The organism is Ferruginivarius sediminum, assembly GCF_003344765.1.
In the GTDB taxonomy this organism is placed as follows: Bacteria; Pseudomonadota; Alphaproteobacteria; order Kiloniellales; family Rhodovibrionaceae; genus Ferruginivarius; species Ferruginivarius sediminum.
Genome location: NZ_QPMH01000006.1, coordinates 71,200 through 88,060, shown reverse-complemented (window position 1 = coordinate 88,060; position 16,861 = coordinate 71,200). Strand labels below are relative to the sequence as shown.

The window sequence follows — 16,861 nt, the reverse complement described above, 5'->3', positions numbered from 1 at the left end:
TCATTTGCCCCGGATCTCGGTGACGGCGCTTTCATCCGCCGCGCGGATCGCGGTGCGGGCGATGTCGTGCCAGAAGCCGCGCTGGTAACTATCCAGTTCGGACCAGGGTTGCCGATCCTCGTCATGCAGCTTGAAGTAGATGGCGCGGGCCACCGTTTCCAGCCGCGCCGCCGGCGGCTCGCTGTCGGCCAGACGCTCCAGCCCGGCCAGGAGCGTTGCCTTCGCCAAGCCCTCATATCCTTGGACCTTGTCGCCGCCGGTAACTTGCAGCAAGCCTTCGCCAAGCGCGTCGGCGGCGTCCTGGACGATACGTTCCGCGATTTCGTCGTTCATCGGCGTCACCCTTTCTGTTTGATGAATGCCGCAGTCGCGCCGTGCAAACCTTGAGGCACGTCAATGCCGATGCCGGTTTACCCACCGATGATGCCACCAATCGGCCACGGCCGAAATGCGTAGCTGTGCAAGGCATCCGGCACCTTATGACCCGTCCCGGCAGTTCCACGACGACGAAAAGCCGCGGCCGCATTCGCGGCATCCAGGGCAGCGTGGTGGATGCCGAGTTCGCCAATCACCTCCCGGCGCTGAACAGCCGCTTGCTGGTCGGTCCGCACGGTCGCGTCGTCGTCGAAGTGACGAGCCATCTGGATGAGCACCGCGTGCGCGGTATCGCGCTCAATCCCACACGCGGCCTGGCGCGCGGCGACCCTGTGATCGACACCGGCCAGCCGCTGCAGGTGCCGGTCGGCCCGGCGCTGCTGGGCCGCATGTTCGATGTCTTCGGCGAACCGATCGACGACGGCCCGGCGCTGGAAGGCGTCGATTACCGTTCCATCCATGGCACGCCGGTGCCGCTGTCGCGCCGCCGGGTGAGTTCCGAGGTCTTCGAAACCGGCATCAAGGCTATCGACTTGCTTTCCCCGTTGGAGCGCGGCGGCAAGAGCGGACTTTTCGGCGGGGCGGGCGTGGGCAAGACCGTGCTGATCACCGAGATGATCCACAACATGGTGACCCACTACCAGGGGGTCAGTCTGTTCTGCGGCATCGGCGAGCGCTGCCGCGAAGCGGAGGAACTCTACCGCGAGATGCGCGAGGCCGGGGTGCTGGAGCGCACCGTGTTGATGTTCGGCCAGATGAACGAGGCGCCGGGTGTGCGTTTCCGGGTCGGCCACGCGGCGCTGACAATGGCGGAATACTTCCGCGACGACCGGCGCCAGGATGTGCTGCTGCTGATCGACAACATCTTCCGCTTCATCCAGGCGGGCTCGGAGGTCTCGGGCCTGATGGGGCGGATCCCCTCGCGCGTCGGCTACCAGCCCACGATGGGAACCGAGCTTGCCGGCCTGGAAGAGCGCATCTGCAGCACCGACCGGGGTGCCATCACCTCGATCCAGGCGGTCTACGTGCCGGCCGACGATTTCACCGACCCGGCGGCCACGCACGTTTTCTCGCACCTCTCCGCCACTATCGTGCTGTCGCGCAAGCGGGCCAGCCAGGGGCTCTACCCGGCCGTGGACCCGCTGCAGTCGGCCTCGAAGATGCTGAACCCGCAAGTGGTCGGCGAGCGGCATTACCGCATCGCCCAGGGCGTGCGGCAGACGCTGGCGGAGTACGAGGAACTGAAGGACATCATCGCCATGCTGGGCATGGAGGAGTTGTCGGAACGCGACCGCGCCACCGTCGCCCGCGCCCGGCAGCTTGAGCGGTTCCTGACGCAGCCTTTCTTCACCACCGAGCAGTTCACCGGACAGGCGGGACGCCTGGTTTCGCTGGCCGACTGCCTGAATGGCTGCGAGCGCATCCTGAACGGCGAGTTCCGCGGGCGCGACGAGGGTGACTTCTACATGATCGGCGCCCTGGACGATCTGCCCGTGCGCGAGACCGCCGGCGAGGCGGCGTAAGGGGGCGGGGCGATGCACTTGAAGGTCCTGCTGCCAACCGAGGTGCTGGTGGACGAGGCTGTCGACAAGGTGATCGCCGAGGGGCTGGAGGGCCAGTTCTGCCTGCTACCGCGCCACGCCGACTACGTGGCGCTGATCGTGCCGGGCGTCGTGCTCTACACCTTGCCGGGTTCTGGGTCCGGCGACGATGAGATGGCCCGCGAGCGCTATCTGGCGGTGGACGAGGGCGTGCTGGTGAAGCGCGGCGACAGGGTGAACCTGTCGTTGCGCGACGCCGTGGCGGGCCGCGACCTGGACGAGCTTCGGCTTATCGTGGAGCAGCGCTATCGCACGCTGGACGAGCGCGAGAAGCAGGCGCGCAGCGCGCTGGCGCGGCTGGAGGCCGGTGTGGTGCGCCGCTTCATCGAGCTGGCGGAGCGCTGAAATGTCCCCCCAGGACGAACGCCGGGCGGACGAGCGGGACAGACGGGCCCACAAGCGCGGCATGGCCGAGGACGTGGACCGCAAGGCCCGGCGCAAGCTGCGCGCCCGGCGCGAGCGTGATCGCGGCGTGTGGTTCGGCCTTGGCATGTTCGGGCTGGTCGGCTGGTCGGTGGCGGTGCCGACGGTGGCGGGAACCGCGCTGGGCCTTTGGCTCGACGCGACGTTCCCCGGCCAGGTGTCCTGGACGCTGACGCTGCTGCTGGCCGGCGTGGCGCTGGGCTGCCTGAACGCCTGGTTCTGGGTGAAGCGGGAAAGCCGGCACGACAATCACTGAACGCGCCGAACTTCGGCGCGGGGAGGAGAAATCCGTGGGCTTAGATCCGATGCTGGTGTTGGCCGGTCTGGCGGGGGGTGCGGTCGTGGGCGCCGCCTATTTCGCGGCGCTGTGGCGCTCGGTGCGCGACCTGGCCGGAGACACGAGGCCGGAACGGCGCCTGCTGCTTGGCGCGCTTGCGCGTTTCGCCTGCGTGCTGCCGGCGATCTACCTGGCCACGCGGGCAGGGCCGGAGGTGCTGGCCGGCGGGATCGCCGGGCTCCTGATCGCGCGGACGCTGACGGTGCGCTGGCTGCCACGGCGCGTGCCGGCCAAGGCCAGCGACTGAGGGTGGAGGCAGGCCGTGGAGATCAGTCCCGATCAGGTCGTGCTGTGGCGCTGGGGCACGCTGGAACTGAACGCGACCATCGTCTTCACCTGGATGGTGATGGCGTTGCTGGCCGTTGGTGCGCGCGTCATCACCTGGCGGCTGAGCACGACGACCCGAATCTCGCGGTGGCAGAACCTGGTCGAGGTGCTGGTCGAGGGGATGCGCAGCCAGATACGCGAGGTCAGCCGGCAGGAGCCGGGCAACTACCTGCCGTTCATCGGCACGTTGTTCCTGTTCATCGCGGTGTCGAACGCACTGACCATCGTGCCCGGCTGGCAGCCGCCGACGGGGTCGCTTTCCACCACCACGGCGCTGGCGCTTTGTGTCCTTGTGGCCGTGCCGGTGTTCGCCATCGCCGAGCGCGGCGTCCTCGCCTACCTGCGCAAGTACGTGCAGCCCACGTTCTTCATGCTGCCGTTCAACATCATCGGCGAACTGTCGCGCACCGTGGCGCTGGCGGTGCGTCTCTATGGCAACATCATGAGCGGCACGGTGATTGTCGGCATCCTGCTGTCCATCGTGCCCTTCCTGTTCCCCATCGTGATGCAGTTGCTGGGCCTGCTGACGGGTCTGATCCAGGCCTACATCTTCGCGATCCTGGCGATGGTCTACATCGCCTCGGCGACCCGCGCGCACCCCGGCGAGCACGGCGACTCCAACGAGGGCGGCGAGAACGCCAGCGCGCAATCATGACAAGGAGGGCGATTTCATGAGCGACGTGGCACTGGTGGCCGTGGCTTCGATTCTGGGGGCGGCGGTGTGCATCGCCATCGGCTCCATCGGCCCGGCGCTGGGCGAGGGGCGTGCCGCCTCGCAGGCGCTGAACGCCATCGCCCAGCAGCCCGACGAGGCGAACACCATCACCCGCACGCTGTTCGTCAGCCTGGCGATGATCGAATCGACCGCAATTTACTGCTTCGTGGTGTCGATGATCCTGATCTTCGCCAATCCTTTCTGGGATCGTGTGCTGGCCACGGCCGGAGGCTGAGCGCTATGCAGATCGACTGGGTGACGGTCGCGGCCCAGATCGTCAATTTCGTGATCCTGGTGTGGCTGTTGAAGCGGTTCCTCTACCGCCCGGTGGTGCGCGCGATGGCCCGGCGCGAGCAGCACATCGCCGACCGCCTGCATGAGGCCGAGGACCGGGAGAAGGCGGCCCAGGACAAGGCCGAGGCCTACGCCGAGAAGGAGCGCGATCTCGAACAGAAGCGCGACGAGCTTTTGCGCGACGCCCGCGAGGAAGCGAAGAGCTACCGCAAGGAGCTGCGTCAGGAGGTGCGCGAGGACATGGAGGCCGAGCGCCGCCAGATGCACAAGCAGGTGGCGCGGGATCAGGCCGATTTCGTGCGCGACCTGCGCCGCCAGATTGCCGAGCAGTTCGAGGCCCTGGCCCGCCGCGCCATGAGCGATCTAGCCGACAGCAGCCTGGAAGCGCAAATCGCCGATGCCTTCGCGAACCGCGTCCGCGACATGGACGCCGACTTGCGCCAGCGCATCGCCGAGGCCGCCCTGCGCGAGGACGGCCGCCTGACGGTGACGAGCGCGTTCGACCTGCCCGCCGACGTGCGCCGCCAAGTGACGCGCGTGCTGCACGAGGCCTTCGGCGACCGGCTGGACGTCATTTACGAGCAGAGCGACGACCTCACCTGCGGCATCGAACTGCGCGCTGCCGGTCACAGCGTCCTGTGGAGCCTGGACGCCTACCTTGATGAGTTCGAGGAGCGGCTGGCGGAGAAGATACAGGAAATGGCAGCCAAGACGCAGCCGGAAGCGGCATAGGACACGCGGGATATGGCCGGCATCCTGGACAAGGCGGGCAAGGAAAGCCTGGACGCAGCCAAGGCGGCGCGTAAGGGGCTCTGGCGCGCGCCGCAGGCGGTGGAGACCGGCACGGTGGTCCACGTCACCAGCGGTATTGCCCGCGTGCGCGGTTTGGACCGGGCGCAGTCGGAGGAGGTCCTGCGTTTCCCTGGCGGATTGACCGGCATGGTTTCCGGCCTGGATTCGGATGAGTTGGGCGTGGTCCTGCTGGGCGATAGCGGGCATCTATGCGCTGGGGATACCGTCCGGCGTACCGGACGCGTCATCGACGTGCCGGTGGGCAACGCGCTGCTTGGCCGCGTGGTGGACGCGGTTGGCCGTCCGCTGGACGAGGGCGGGCCGCTACACGCACTGGAACGCCGTGCGATCGAGCAGGAAGCTGCGCGCATCCTGGACCGCGCGCCGGTCAGCGTGCCCTTGAAAACCGGCCTGAAGGCCATCGACGCGCTGATTCCCGTGGGGCGCGGACAGCGGGAGCTGATTCTGGGCGACCGCCAGACCGGGAAGACCGCCATTGCCGTGGATACCATCATCAACCAGCGCGACACCGAGGTCGTCGCCATCTACTGCGCAATCGGACAGCGGGGCACCGCCGTCGCCCGCGTCATAGCCGACCTGCGGGAGCACGCGGACTTCGAGCGCTGCATCGTCGTCGTAGCGGGCGGTGAGGATCCGCCGGGCATGCAGTACGCGGCCCCTTACGCCGCGACGACGATGGCCGAGTATTTCATGCAACAGGGCCGCGACGTACTGGTGGTCTATGACGACCTGACGCGCCACGCCCGCGCCTACCGCGAACTGTCGCTGCTGCTGCGCCGGCCGCCGGGGCGCGAGGCCTATCCGGGCGACATCTTCTTTATCCACTCCCGCCTGCTGGAACGCGCGACGCACTTGCGCGAAGAGAAGGGCGGCGGTTCGCTGACCGCACTGCCGGTCATCGAGACCGAGGCGCAGAACCTCTCCGCCTATATCCCGACGAACCTGATCTCGATCACCGACGGGCAGATCTATCTGAACCCGAATCTCCAGCGACGCGGCCACCTGCCGCCGATCGATGTCGGCAAGTCGGTGTCCCGCGTCGGCGGCAAGGCGCAGCTTGCGGCATACCGCGCGGTAGCGGGGAAGCTGCGGCTGTCGTATGCGCAGTTCGAGGAGCTTGAGGCTTTCGCCCGCTTCGGCACCCGCCTGGACAGGGAAACACGGCGCAAGCTGGATCGCGGCGCCCGCGTGCGCGCGGTGCTGAAGCAGCCGCAGTACGCGCCGATTCCGGTAGCGGAACAGATCGCCGTACTGCTGGCGGCGTCGGAAGGGGTGCTGGACAGCGTGGCGGTGGAGAAGGTGGGCGAGGCCGAAAAGGCGATCCGCGAGCGCGTCACGGCGGAGATGCCCGAGTTGTGCCGTCGCATGACGGCGGGCGAGGCGTTGCGGGACGAGGGGCGCGAGCGCCTGCTCGAGGTCGCGCGCGATGCCTTGCGCGACGCCGGCCTGACCGGCGAGGCGGGCGAGGAGGAGGGCAGCGGCGATGCAGACGCTTGAGGCCCTGCGCCGGCAGATCGAGACGACCGACGACCTGCACGGCATCGTCAGCACCATGAAATCCCTGGCCGCCGTCAGCATCCGGCAGTACGAGCGCGCCGCAGATGCCCTGGAGGACTACGCCGACACCGTGCAGGCCGGCTTGCAGGCGGTGCTGCGCCAGCGGGCCGTGATGCCGGAGGAGCAGACGGGCGGCGACGGCCGGGCGGGCGTCGTCGTCTTCGGCTCCGACCACGGCCTTTGCGGACGTTTCAATGAGGAGGCGGTGCGCTTCGCCAGGGAAAACCTGCCCGAGGCCGGGGTCGATCTCGCGTCCGCGCGGCGCCTTGCGGTAGGCGCGCGCGCCGCCGACCGCCTCTCAGCCGCCGATTTGCCGGTCGAGGCATGGCTTGAACTTCCAGGGTCGGTGAATGCGCTGGTGGAGACGGCTTATGCGGTGATCGGGCGGGTGCAGGTCTGGCGGGACGAGGGGGTGGGGACGGTCATGCTGGTGCACAACCGCCGGGGCCGGCAAACGCCCGCCGTGCCGGCGATGCACCAGATGCTGCCGATGCTGCCCGAATGGCTGCGCCGCTTGCGGGACGAGCCGTGGCCGTCGCGCAGCCTGCCACAGTTCCGCACCGAGCCGGAGACCCTGTTCGCCGGCCTGGTGCGTCAGCACCTTGTCGTCACGGTATTCCGCGCCACCGCCGAATCCCTGGCCAGCGAGCATGCCAGCCGCCTCGCTTCGATGCAGGCGGCCGAGCGCAATATCGAGGACCACCTGGAGGAATTGCGCGCGGCCTACCGCCACAGCCGCCAGCAGTCGATCACCGAGGAGCTGTTGGACATCGTCTCCGGCTTCGAGGCGTTGGGTAAAGAGGACGCGCGGTCGTAACGGCTGTATTCGCCGCGCAAGCCGCGCGTCAGGAGCCGATGAAAAGCGGCACCCCGGCGTCGTGCAGCAGGGTACGCGTGGTCGAGCCCAGCACCGCCTCCGCCCATGCCGAATGACCTGTGGCGCCCAGCACGACGCGGGCCGGCGGCTCGTCGGCGATTCGTCGCAGGAAGATCGCGCTTTCGTTGCCGTCGCGGGCAAGACCATGCGGCGTCGCCTCGATGCCGTGGTGGCGCAGCAGGGCGGCGCCGGTCTCGGCGATGCGCAGCGCCGCCTCCGGCTCGTCCGCGATGCTGAGCACGTTGACCGGCATCTCGACGGCGAAATCCAGCAGCACCGCCAGCAGCATGGCCCGCGAGGCCGCGGCGCTGCCGTCGTAGCCGATCAGCACCCCTTGCCCGCCGTGTGGCCGCGCGGGATGGACCAGGACCGGGCGCACCATCTCCCGGCAGATCCTCTCCACCGGAGAGCGCAGGTGCGGCTCGACCTCCAGGTGGAACGTGGCGTCGTTGCCCAGCACGACCGCGTCGTAGGCGTGGGGGAACGCGGCGAAGGCCGGGTCGGGATAGTCCGGGACGTGCACCGTCTCGGCGTGGATGGAGGCGGCGCGCGCGGTGTGTTCCAGCTTATCGATGATGGCGCGCTGCTCGTCGTAGATCGCCTCGATCCGGTCCGGGTGCAGGGCGATCTCCAGGCCCACGAGCGGGCTGCGATAGGCGGCGCGGCAGGCCCAGAACAGGTCCAGCATGCCGGTGAAGCCGAGCGCCAGATTGTGCTCGCGCGCCAGCGCCAGGGCACGCTCGCCCGCCTCCTGGCTGGCCACGGTGTTGTCCACGACGACGAGAAGACTGCGCAGCATGGTGCGTCCTGCAGGGTAATGTCGGTTACGGGGTAAGGGTAGCCGCCCCCTGGCCCTGGCGGAAATGAGGCGCGTCAACCGCCGTCGGCGTGTTCCTCCGAGGCGGGTTTGCTTGACCTCGCTCAATGCATGACGGGGTCCGCGCGGTCAGTTGTCACCTGTGCGGCCGTTGAGGCCGGAGGGCCGGCGGGCGCCGCCATTGACAAACAAGAGCGGGGCAGACATGGCGTTCAAGAAGATCCTGGTGGCCACCGACGGTTCGGCCAACGCGCAGCGCGCGCTCAACGTCGGTATCGATCTGGCACGGCAGTACGGCGCCGAGCTGATCGTGATGCACGCCATCATGGGCGGCCCGATGCCCGAGGGGCTGCTGCAATGGGCGCGCGCCGAGCATCTGGTGGAAACGCCACCCGAGCCCTCGCCGGCGGAGGACATTCCAGCCTATGGCCGGCTTGGCACCATCACCCACGACCGCCTGATGCGCGTGCCCTATCAGGCCCGCCTCGCGGTCGCCCGCGCCATCGTCGAGGACGCCGGGGACCACGCCAAGAAGGCCGGCGTCGCCAAGGTCACCCCCGTCATCGAGGACGGCGACGCCACCGAGGTCATCGACCACGTGGTGAAGAGCGAGGCGGCGGACCTCGTCGTCCTCGGCACGCGCGGCCTGGGCACGCTGAAGGGCCTGATGGTGGGCAGCGTCTCCCACAAGGTCGTGGGGTTGGGGCATTGCCCGTGCGTGGTGGTGCCTTGACGCTAGAGGCACGTTCGCACGTCAGGGGCCATCCTTTCTGGCGAAAACGATGATTCGCCCCCGTATCTTGTAATCGGTCACGTGGAAACCCGCAGTTTGCAGGATGGCCTTGCACTCCGCTACGGTTGATGTTCCCTGACGTTCATAGCCGCAGTCGAGGGTGAGGGCGCGTGTTCTCAGCAGCGTGCGCTTGGCGCCCGCCAGAACCTCCGGCTCGGCCCCTTCAGCATCGCACTTGATCAAGGCGATGTCTTCGATGCCACGCTGCTCCACGATGGTGTCGAGGGTGAGCGCCCGCTGGGGGTATTCTTCTGTGAACGATGCCGGCTCAATGGTCGAGCTGTCGGCGTCCTCGTAGCTTGAATAGAATGTAACGGCCCCGTCCTCTTTCCAAATAGCGCAGTTTATCGTTTCGATGGCTTGCTCTTTGGCGTTTGATTTCAATATATCAAAAATATAATTATCGGCTTCTATTGAAATAACCTGGGCACCTTGGCTGGCCGAAAAAATAGAAAACTCTCCGATATTCGCCCCGATATCGATGACTGTGTCACCAGGCCGCAGGGTCCAGTGCTGCTTATAGCCATATTCGCCAGCAAGCCTTTCCAACCATCGGTCGATGCCAAACCTATACCGACGCCATCGCCGCAACGTGCTGATGGTTATTCTGTCATTCCCGGTACGTATTTGGAATGCCGCGCCAACGTGTTTCAGATGTATAAAGCAGCGCTTCTTGCGATGCATTAATGCAAGAATATTATTTTCAATAATCCGAATATATGTTAAATAAAATCGGATATTCATATTAGATATGTAAAAATTGTATTCGGAATAGAAGCAGACATTCGTATTGATCGGGTGTAATCCATAATTTTCATCAGTTGTTCGGTTGCCATTGTGAGAATCAAGTTATTGCTTCTACGTTTCGAACTGAAAGTATGAAAACTCGTTCGCAAAGGCAGCTTGAATGGCTGTTTTCTGTCTTTCTGACAACACCTCATGGCTTGGCCTTTTAGTCGTCTCGCGCGCCCCCGCCTTCGCTTGGGGTAAATGTATCTCTGGTAATTGAATAATTCGGCTTACATCTTTAAATTCATCCGCAATATTTTCGTACCTGATAATACGGTTGACGCAGATTTCACCATTATATGTATAGTTTTTCCAGTCGCTCCATCGTTCAATTTCGCCGGTTTGGATCGCTTCATCAATACGTCGCACCGCTGCTACCTCTGGTATCGGCTTTGGCATAATCCGGGAAAGCATGAACGCCGCCTGCGATAGGCATTTGTCATAAGGGTGGCGTTCAATCGTAAAGCTGAATGCTTCGTTCCAAAAACCGGGCTTGGTCTTTTCCAGGCGCCTGCGAATTCGCGCTGCCGACATATGTTGCTTATATATCATCAAGCGACGCTTGGTGAGATTGTGAAAAGGCGTCTCGAAACCGGCTTTTGCGGACCATCGAAAGGCACGCTCGAAACCGGGCAACGCGCTGTAATTCCTCGGCAATTCGATGCACGCTCGTTCGTGGCCAGCCTCGGTTGGCACGGTCGGCGTAATGATATCTTCCGGGCCGCAATTCGGGGCAAGGGCAAGTTCGACCGATGTTCCCGCCACCTTACGGGTCTTGACGAAAATGAACTTATGTACGAACGAAACGATCATCCGTTATGATCCGCCGCGGTGGTTGTTGGGGGCAAGAAATCTTGAGCGTGCTATCTGCACGTGCGCAGGCCTGTGCTGAGGTCCCGCATGGCGCCTTTCTTCTACCGCTTTGCTTGCCATGATGGCAATCGTCCTGCACAAGTTGGCGGGAGGCGGCGTTCAGCATTCTCTTCTGGCGCTGGCGGAGGAATTTCGGCGGCGTGGGCATGATGTTCAACTTGTTGTCTGTCGTGACGACGGACAGCAATCTGAACTGGTGCCTCCGGGCGTGGAATGCGTGCACCTTTCCCAGACGCAAAGCATTATAGGCCGAGTTTCGGTGTTACGAGCCGCGAAGGGCGCGCGCACGACAGTGCTGCGGCCGATACTACTGCCAATTACAGCTCCCTGGCACATAAAGTATTTATTGGGTCTCTCATCTTATTTGCGGCGCCAACGCCCGAGAATCATCTTTTCAGCCGGAGCGTATACAAACGCCGTTACGTTGTGGGCAAGACGCTTGGCGGGCGCGTCCACAAAGGTTGTCATCAGTGAGCCTGTAAGTTTCTCGCAGTACTTGGACTCAAGGCGGCTGTGCAAGTGGCGGTGGCGATACTTGGCGCCTCTGCTCAATCGTGTCTATCCTTCGGCGGATGCAATTGTCACCGTTTCGCAGGGTGTCGCAGATGAACTGGCTTGCCACGCCAACCTCGACAGGACGATCATGACACCGATTTACAATCCGGCGGTCGCACCGTCTCTGGCTGAACGCGCCGCGGCTTCCATCTCCCATCCCTGGCTGGATCAATGCCGCGACCGGCCCGTGATTCTGAGTGTCGGTCGGCTTGTCGAAACCAAGGACTATCCGACACTGCTTCGGGCTTTCGCGCGCATTCGGCAGGTGCGCCGGGTCCGGCTCATTATTCTCGGCGATGGCAAGGACCGAGAGCAGCTAATGGATCTCGCGCGAGAACTTGAGATCACGGATGACGTCGATATGGCCGGATGGGTGAGCAATCCCGAAGCCTACATGGCACGGGCCGATGTATTTGCATTGTCGTCGAAGTCGGAAGGCTTCGGGAACGTCCTCGTTGAAGCTATGGCATGCGGGTGTCCGGTGGTTAGCACGGATTGCCCAAGCGGTCCGCGAGAGATTTTAGCCGATGGGGATTACGGATCCCTTGTCCCGGTCGGGGACAGTGCGGCGCTTGCCCACGAACTTGTCAAGGCGCTCCAAAGCCCCACACCAAAGGAGGCGTTGCAGGCGCGGGCAGCCAAATTTTCACTTGAACGGTCGGCGGACGAGCATCTTGCACTGTTCTCGACGGTTTCTGAACGTGATAATCCGGCGAAGTAATGAGGCCAGCGGGTTTGGCTCGGCCGTGTTGCGCCGATAGTCGTCAGAGAATCCCGTCGGATCACCTGCGCAAAGACGGGTCGAGCCCCCATATCCCGCTGGATATCCAGGAATTTCACGGCAAGCTAGTATGATCGCCATCCTTTTTCACAAAGTGCGCGGAGGAGGAGTCCAGCGGTCACTGTTGCACTTGGCAAATGAGTTCCATCGCAGGGGATGCCGGGTCGAGTTAATTGCCTGTCGCGATGAGGGACCGCCATTCCACCCCGTTCCACCCGGCATCACTGTTACTCACTTGCAGAAATCCGGGCATATCTGCGGCCGTGTGAGTACACTTCGGGCCGATTCAAAGGGGTGGCGGGAACTGTCGCTGCCTGTGCTGTTTCCGGTCAAGACATCCTGGCACATCCAATACCTGCCCGCCTTGAGCGACTACCTGCGCGAGCGTCAGCCAGAGGTCATTTTTTCGGCCGGCCCCTACATGAACCTGATTGCGCTCTGGGCGCGGCGGATGTCCGGGGCTTCTACAAAGGTGGTGGGAAGCGAGCGGGTCAGCTTTTCCCATTTTCTCGACGCTCACCACCGATACAAGTGGCGCTGGCGCTATCTTGCGCCGCTGCTGGCGCGGAACTATCCGCGGGCGGATGGCATCGTGGCCGTGTCGGAGGGGGTGGCCGATGAACTGGCGCAGTACACCGGGTTGGAGCGGGAGCGGATCAGCGTCATCTACAACCCGGTGGTGACGCCCGCCGTCTACGAACGCGCGCGCGAGCCGGTGACGCATCCGTGGTTCGTCGAGCGCGACCGGCCCGTCATCCTGGGCGTCGGCCGGCTGGCCGATATGAAGGATTTCACCACGCTGCTGCGCGCCTTCGCGCGGCTGCGGGCCGAGCGGGCCGCCCGGCTGGTCATCCTGGGCGAGGGCAAGCATCGTCGGACCCTGGAAGCACTGGTGACGGAGCTTGGAGTGGCCGAGGACGTCGATCTTCCCGGCTGGGCCGACAACCCCTATCCCTTCATGGCGAACGCCGATCTCTTCGCCTTGTCCTCGCGCGGCGAGGGCTTGCCGAACGCGCTGTTGGAAGCCATGGCCGTCGGCTGTCCCGTCGTCAGCACCGACTGCCCGAGCGGCCCGCGGGAAATCCTCGACGGTGGGCGCTATGGGCCGCTGGTGGCGGTGGGCGACGATGCCGGCTTGGCGCGCGCGATGGCGGAGACGCTTGACGCGCCGCCGGCCCGGAACGTGCTGATGGAGCGGGCGGCGATGTTCTCGCAGGAACGCTCCGCCGACGCGCATCTGGCGTTGTTCCGGCGGATACTCGAAAGCGATGGCAAGCGCCTTGCCGCGGAGTGACGGGCCGTTGCGCTTCGCCATCCTGCTCAGCCCCGTGGGCGTCTACGGGCGCGAGCGACTGTTGCTGGGTGTCGCGCGGCGGCTGCTGGAGCTGGGTCACACGGTCGACATCCTGCTGCCGGCCCCGCGCGAGGTGCTGGGCGATGGCCTGCCCGAAGGGGCGCGCTTCGTCTGCCTGGACCGCTGGTGGATGCGTGTGCCGGGCCGGCGCCGGCGCAGCAAGCACCGGACATACCTGAGTACGCCGCTGGTCGCCGGCTACCTGCGAAAGACGCGGCCGGATGCGCTGCTGTCCGGCTCGATCCCGCCGAACCTGGCCGCGCTGTTGGCCCGGCGTATGGCCGGGTCGGCGACGCGCGTCGTCCTGCGGCAAAGCAACGTGATCCGCATTGCCGGTGACGCGCGCTATGGCCAGGTGCAGCGCCAGTTGCGCGACCCGGTGGTCCGTACCCTCTATCGCGGCGCCGACAGGGTGATCGCCGTTTCCCACGGCGTGGCCGACAACGTCGTCGCGGCAACCGGCCTGCCGGCGGCGCGCGTGTGCACCGTGCAGGCCGGCGTGGCCGAGGCGGTGCCGACCCTGGCCCGCGAGACGCCGGATCATCCCTGGCTTGCGCCGGGCGAGCCGCCCGTGGTGCTGAACGTCGGCCGGCTGGTGGCGCAGAAGGATCATGCCACGCTGCTGCGCGCCTTCGCCCGCGTGCGCGAGCGGCGCGAGGTTCGCCTGATCGTCCTGGGGCCGGATGGGCCCGCGCGGGCGGAACTGGACGCGCTGATCGCGGAACTGGGCCTGAGCGATTGCGTCGACCTTGCCGGCTTCAACGCCAACCCCTATGCCTTCATGGCGCGAGCGGGGGTATTCGTGCTGTCCTCGACGTTCGAGGGTATGCCGAACGCCCTTCTGGAGGCGTTGGCCTGCGGCTGTCCCGTTGTCAGCACGGACTGCCCCAGCGGCCCGCGCGAGATCCTGGACGACGGCGCGTATGGCCGTCTGGTGCCAATGCGCGACCCGGCGGCGCTGGCCGAGGCGATCGAGGCAACGCTCGACGAGCGGTCCGACCGGGAGGCATTGCGGGCCCGTGCGGCGGCGTTCGGCGTCGACCGCGCCGTCGCGGGATACGTCGAGGCGCTGCTGGAGGCGGCGGGGGCGGGGCGCAGGCCCCGCGATTGACTTTGCGGTGGCCGCGTGCGTGTCCTGTGCGACCTGTTTCAGTATTCTGAACACCATCGCGGCAGCAGCATGGGAAGAGAGTTGACGGACAAGCCTGGGCCTTCCCCCTCACCCTGGCCCTCTCCCCCGACGCGGGGGAGAGGGAACGATAATCGACTGGTTCCCGCGATGCCGGTGAGTAGCTGAACAAGCGCGTTTATGGTCCCCTCGCCCCGCTTGCGGGGTGAGGGACAGGGTGAGGGATGTGCTCTTTGCGGGACGGAGTAAACGTCCAGGTGACCGCCGAAACCGAGACACGAACGGGATTGCTGGCCCGCCTGCGCGGCAAGGCCTGGCTGAAGCCGTTTCGCAGCGCAGGCGTGCTGCTGATCGGCCGCTCCGCCCAGGGTGTGCTGTCGCTGGTGGCCGTGGCGCTGGCGGCGCGGGCGCTGGGCGCGGTGGATTTCGGCACCCTGACGCTGCTGCACAGCTTCGTGCTGATGGTGGGTGAGATGGTCCGGTTCCAGTCATGGCAGCCGGTCCTGCGCTACGGCGCACCGGCGATGGAGGCGGGCGACACGCCGCGCCTGCAGCGCATCCTGCGCTTCGGCCTGATGCTGGACGTGATCAGTGCCTGCATCGGGGCGGGGATCGTGCTGCTGGCGATGGCGCCGATGGCGGGTCTGCTCGGCATTCCGGTGGAGCTGCACGATGCCGCGCGGTGGTACGGCCTCTCCGTCGTGTTCTTCATGCTGAACTCGGCGGCAAACGGGGCGCTGCGGCTCTGCGACCGCTTCGATCTGCTCTCGGCGCAAAGTGCCATCGCCCCCCTGATCCGGGTGATCGGCTCGGCGGCGCTGCTGTTCCTCGGCGGCGGGCTGGTGGCGTTCCTTGCGGTATGGTTCGTGGCCAGCATGGTGGGGCGGCTCTATCTTCCGCTGGCGGCATGGCACGAGATGCGGCGGCGCGGGCTGAGCGACGGCTTCTGGCGGTCGATGCGGGGATCGTGGCGGCCGGAGCCCGGCATCTGGGGCTTTTCCCTCGGCACCAACCTCAGTACGTCGCTCGGCACCGCGCAGCAGCACCTGGGTGTGCTGGCGGTCGGCTGGGTGCTGGGCCCGGCGGCGGCGGGGCTGTTCCGCGTGGCACGACAGTTCGCCAACGTGCTGAGCAAGCCGACGCAGAAGCTTCTGGTCCCGTCGATCTATCCCGAGCTGGCGCGCCTGACGGCGAAGGGGAAGACCGGCGCCCGGCGCAAGATGGTGGTGCGCACGGCCCTGCTGTCCGGCGGCATCTCCGCCCTGGTTTTCGCCGCGCTCGCGGTTTTCGGGGAGACGCTGATCGCCCTCGTCGTCGGGCCGGAGTTCACCGAAGCCTATACCGCCATGCTGTGGCTTGCCTTCGCCGGCATGCTGGGCGTCTGGCTGTTCCCGGTCGGCCCGCTGCTGATCTCCACCGGCTGGGTGCGGCTGGTGGTCACGGTGCGGCTGGTGGCGATGATCGGCTACCTCGTGGCGCTTTACTTCGCGATGTCGTGGTACGGGCTTGCGGGCGCCGGCATGGCCACGCTGGCGCATGTGCTGCTGGGGCCGCCGCTGATGCTGCTGTTCGGACGGCGGGCGCTGCGGGCGGCCTTCGCGTGAAGGGCCAAGCCGTCCTGGCGGCGGCCCTGGACGAGCGGCGCCGGGGTGATTACATCCGGGGCGGTGTGGGCCGCGCGGGCGAGGGCGCGCGGCGGGCGTTTTACCGAAGCGAGGATGGTCCGGGCTTGAAGTATCTCGACGAATCGCGTCTGGCTGCGGAGGACGAGCGCGCCTTCCAGGGAGCGCACCCGTATCCCTGGTGCAATCCGGCCGGGCTGTTGCGCGACGACGCCTATGAGGCGTTGCGCGCGAACTTGCCGTCGCTCGACATCATGCAGCCCTGCTTCGGCAAGGCGCGCAAGCACGGTCAGCGCAGCCACGACCGTTACGCCTTGACCTACAGCGATGGCCTGGACCTTCCAGAGGCCTGGCGCGGCTTCGTCGACGAGCTTCAGGGGCCGGACTACCGCGCCTTCCTGGCCCGGATGATGGGCAGCGACAGCTTCGAGCTGGATTTCCACTGGCATTATACGCCGAACGGCTGCTCGGTGTCGCCGCACTGCGATGCGTGGTGGAAGCTCGGCTCCCACATCTTCTACTTCAATACCGAGGCGGACTGGTCCCCCGACTGGGGCGGCGAGACCGTGATCCTGGACGATCATGGGCGCTTCAGTTTCCGTTCGGCGCCGGACTTCGGCGACTTCGACCATGCCTATGGCTCCAACGCCCTTGGCAACAACAGCCTGCTGTTCATCCGCAATGGCCGGTCCTGGCACGGCGTGCGCGAGATCGCCTGCCCCGAGGGCAAGTTGCGCAAGGTCTTCATCGTCGTTATCAAGCGCCGGAACCTGGCCACCCGCCTGAAAAGCCTCGTCGCGTGACAACGACTGGCAGGGAACTGGAACAC

19 protein-coding genes are annotated in these 16,861 nt (G+C 65.8%); 15 read left to right on the top strand and 4 right to left on the bottom strand.

Going from position 1 to position 16,861, the window contains the following annotated elements:
- On the bottom strand, positions 1–333 hold the full coding sequence (locus tag DRB17_RS08455; protein WP_114581770.1) for a hypothetical protein: 333 nt from the start codon (positions 331–333) through the stop codon (positions 1–3).
- A 146-nt stretch (positions 334–479) separates the two neighbouring features.
- Here DRB17_RS08455 and atpD point away from each other — a divergent pair, with 146 nt between their 5' ends.
- The 9 genes from atpD to DRB17_RS08410 are packed head-to-tail and all read left to right on the top strand — an operon-like array spanning position 480 to position 7,259.
- The gene (gene atpD / locus DRB17_RS08450) at positions 480–1,898 is read left to right on the top strand and encodes a F0F1 ATP synthase subunit beta (RefSeq protein WP_114581769.1); all 1,419 of its coding nucleotides are present in this window, start codon (positions 480–482) and stop codon (positions 1,896–1,898) included.
- A 12-nt stretch (positions 1,899–1,910) separates the two neighbouring features.
- Positions 1,911–2,321 (top strand): F0F1 ATP synthase subunit epsilon, encoded by a 411-nt coding sequence (locus tag DRB17_RS08445; protein WP_114581768.1) that lies wholly within the window; start codon positions 1,911–1,913, stop codon positions 2,319–2,321.
- A gap of 1 nt (position 2,322) precedes the next feature.
- Entirely contained in the window at positions 2,323–2,655 is a 333-nt protein-coding gene (locus tag DRB17_RS08440) for an AtpZ/AtpI family protein (RefSeq protein WP_114581767.1), read from the top strand.
- A 34-nt stretch (positions 2,656–2,689) separates the two neighbouring features.
- Positions 2,690–2,983, top strand: coding sequence for an ATP synthase subunit I (locus tag DRB17_RS08435; RefSeq protein WP_147274853.1), 294 nt, complete (start codon positions 2,690–2,692; stop codon positions 2,981–2,983).
- Between the two features lie 15 nt (positions 2,984–2,998).
- On the top strand, positions 2,999–3,718 hold the full coding sequence (locus DRB17_RS08430) for a F0F1 ATP synthase subunit A (RefSeq protein WP_114581765.1): 720 nt from the start codon (positions 2,999–3,001) through the stop codon (positions 3,716–3,718).
- Between the two features lie 16 nt (positions 3,719–3,734).
- On the top strand, positions 3,735–4,013 hold the full coding sequence (locus DRB17_RS08425) for a F0F1 ATP synthase subunit C (RefSeq protein ID WP_114581764.1): 279 nt from the start codon (positions 3,735–3,737) through the stop codon (positions 4,011–4,013).
- A gap of 5 nt (positions 4,014–4,018) precedes the next feature.
- Entirely contained in the window at positions 4,019–4,804 is a 786-nt protein-coding gene (locus tag DRB17_RS08420; protein ID WP_114581763.1) for a F0F1 ATP synthase subunit B family protein, read from the top strand.
- Between the two features lie 12 nt (positions 4,805–4,816).
- A complete protein-coding gene (locus DRB17_RS08415; protein WP_114581762.1) occupies positions 4,817–6,382 on the top strand; it encodes an alternate F1F0 ATPase, F1 subunit alpha in 1,566 nt (521 codons plus the stop codon).
- A complete protein-coding gene (locus tag DRB17_RS08410) occupies positions 6,369–7,259 on the top strand; it encodes a F0F1 ATP synthase subunit gamma (protein WP_114581761.1) in 891 nt (296 codons plus the stop codon). Before DRB17_RS08415 ends, DRB17_RS08410 begins: the two co-directional genes overlap by 14 nt.
- A 28-nt stretch (positions 7,260–7,287) precedes the next feature.
- Here DRB17_RS08410 and DRB17_RS08405 read toward each other — a convergent pair whose 3' ends face one another.
- Positions 7,288–8,118 (bottom strand): universal stress protein, encoded by an 831-nt coding sequence (locus DRB17_RS08405; RefSeq protein ID WP_114581760.1) that lies wholly within the window; start codon positions 8,116–8,118, stop codon positions 7,288–7,290.
- A gap of 223 nt (positions 8,119–8,341) precedes the next feature.
- Here DRB17_RS08405 and DRB17_RS08400 point away from each other — a divergent pair, with 223 nt between their 5' ends.
- Entirely contained in the window at positions 8,342–8,869 is a 528-nt protein-coding gene (locus tag DRB17_RS08400; protein WP_114581759.1) for a universal stress protein, read from the top strand.
- A 21-nt stretch (positions 8,870–8,890) separates the two neighbouring features.
- Here DRB17_RS08400 and DRB17_RS08395 read toward each other — a convergent pair whose 3' ends face one another.
- Positions 8,891–9,673: an FkbM family methyltransferase gene (locus tag DRB17_RS08395; protein ID WP_114581758.1), complete on the bottom strand. Its 783-nt coding sequence runs from the start codon at positions 9,671–9,673 to the stop codon at positions 8,891–8,893.
- Between the two features lie 114 nt (positions 9,674–9,787).
- Positions 9,788–10,531, bottom strand: a complete 744-nt coding sequence (locus DRB17_RS19920; RefSeq protein WP_147274852.1) for a hypothetical protein — start codon at positions 10,529–10,531, stop codon at positions 9,788–9,790.
- Positions 10,532–10,649: 118 nt separating this feature from the next.
- On the opposite strand from DRB17_RS19920, the gene DRB17_RS08390 reads away from it, so the two are divergent.
- The 5 genes from DRB17_RS08390 to DRB17_RS08370 all read left to right on the top strand — a co-directional run bounded on the left by DRB17_RS08390 (position 10,650) and on the right by DRB17_RS08370 (position 16,835).
- Positions 10,650–11,867: a glycosyltransferase gene (locus DRB17_RS08390; RefSeq protein ID WP_114581757.1), complete on the top strand. Its 1,218-nt coding sequence runs from the start codon at positions 10,650–10,652 to the stop codon at positions 11,865–11,867.
- Between the two features lie 130 nt (positions 11,868–11,997).
- Positions 11,998–13,221, top strand: coding sequence for a glycosyltransferase (locus DRB17_RS08385; protein ID WP_114581756.1), 1,224 nt, complete (start codon positions 11,998–12,000; stop codon positions 13,219–13,221).
- Positions 13,196–14,392, top strand: coding sequence for a glycosyltransferase (locus tag DRB17_RS08380; RefSeq protein ID WP_114581755.1), 1,197 nt, complete (start codon positions 13,196–13,198; stop codon positions 14,390–14,392). Before DRB17_RS08385 ends, DRB17_RS08380 begins: the two co-directional genes overlap by 26 nt.
- 251 nt (positions 14,393–14,643) lie before the next feature.
- Positions 14,644–16,014 carry a lipopolysaccharide biosynthesis protein gene (locus DRB17_RS08375; RefSeq protein ID WP_161958745.1) on the top strand — a complete coding sequence of 457 codons (1,371 nt, stop codon included), beginning with the start codon at positions 14,644–14,646 and terminating at the stop codon, positions 16,012–16,014.
- Entirely contained in the window at positions 16,011–16,835 is an 825-nt protein-coding gene (locus DRB17_RS08370; protein ID WP_114581753.1) for a 2OG-Fe(II) oxygenase, read from the top strand. Before DRB17_RS08375 ends, DRB17_RS08370 begins: the two co-directional genes overlap by 4 nt.
- The last annotated feature ends 26 nt before the right edge of the window (positions 16,836–16,861 follow it).

What these genes read in the sequence shown, in the direction of transcription:
- DRB17_RS08455 (WP_114581770.1), bottom strand. Translation starts at nt 333, where the DNA reads ATGAACGACGAAATCGCGGAACGTATCGTCCAGGACGCCGCCGACGCG.
- atpD (WP_114581769.1), top strand. Translation starts at nt 480, where the DNA reads ATGACCCGTCCCGGCAGTTCCACGACGACGAAAAGCCGCGGCCGCATT.
- DRB17_RS08445 (WP_114581768.1), top strand. Translation starts at nt 1,911, where the DNA reads ATGCACTTGAAGGTCCTGCTGCCAACCGAGGTGCTGGTGGACGAGGCT.
- DRB17_RS08440 (WP_114581767.1), top strand. Translation starts at nt 2,323, where the DNA reads ATGTCCCCCCAGGACGAACGCCGGGCGGACGAGCGGGACAGACGGGCC.
- DRB17_RS08425 (WP_114581764.1), top strand. Translation starts at nt 3,735, where the DNA reads ATGAGCGACGTGGCACTGGTGGCCGTGGCTTCGATTCTGGGGGCGGCG.
- DRB17_RS08420 (WP_114581763.1), top strand. Translation starts at nt 4,019, where the DNA reads ATGCAGATCGACTGGGTGACGGTCGCGGCCCAGATCGTCAATTTCGTG.
- DRB17_RS08415 (WP_114581762.1), top strand. Translation starts at nt 4,817, where the DNA reads ATGGCCGGCATCCTGGACAAGGCGGGCAAGGAAAGCCTGGACGCAGCC.
- DRB17_RS08410 (WP_114581761.1), top strand. Translation starts at nt 6,369, where the DNA reads ATGCAGACGCTTGAGGCCCTGCGCCGGCAGATCGAGACGACCGACGAC.
- DRB17_RS08405 (WP_114581760.1), bottom strand. Translation starts at nt 8,118, where the DNA reads ATGCTGCGCAGTCTTCTCGTCGTCGTGGACAACACCGTGGCCAGCCAG.
- DRB17_RS08400 (WP_114581759.1), top strand. Translation starts at nt 8,342, where the DNA reads ATGGCGTTCAAGAAGATCCTGGTGGCCACCGACGGTTCGGCCAACGCG.
- DRB17_RS08395 (WP_114581758.1), bottom strand. Translation starts at nt 9,673, where the DNA reads ATGAATATCCGATTTTATTTAACATATATTCGGATTATTGAAAATAAT.
- DRB17_RS19920 (WP_147274852.1), bottom strand. Translation starts at nt 10,531, where the DNA reads ATGATCGTTTCGTTCGTACATAAGTTCATTTTCGTCAAGACCCGTAAG.
- DRB17_RS08390 (WP_114581757.1), top strand. Translation starts at nt 10,650, where the DNA reads ATGATGGCAATCGTCCTGCACAAGTTGGCGGGAGGCGGCGTTCAGCAT.
- DRB17_RS08385 (WP_114581756.1), top strand. Translation starts at nt 11,998, where the DNA reads ATGATCGCCATCCTTTTTCACAAAGTGCGCGGAGGAGGAGTCCAGCGG.
- DRB17_RS08380 (WP_114581755.1), top strand. Translation starts at nt 13,196, where the DNA reads ATGGCAAGCGCCTTGCCGCGGAGTGACGGGCCGTTGCGCTTCGCCATC.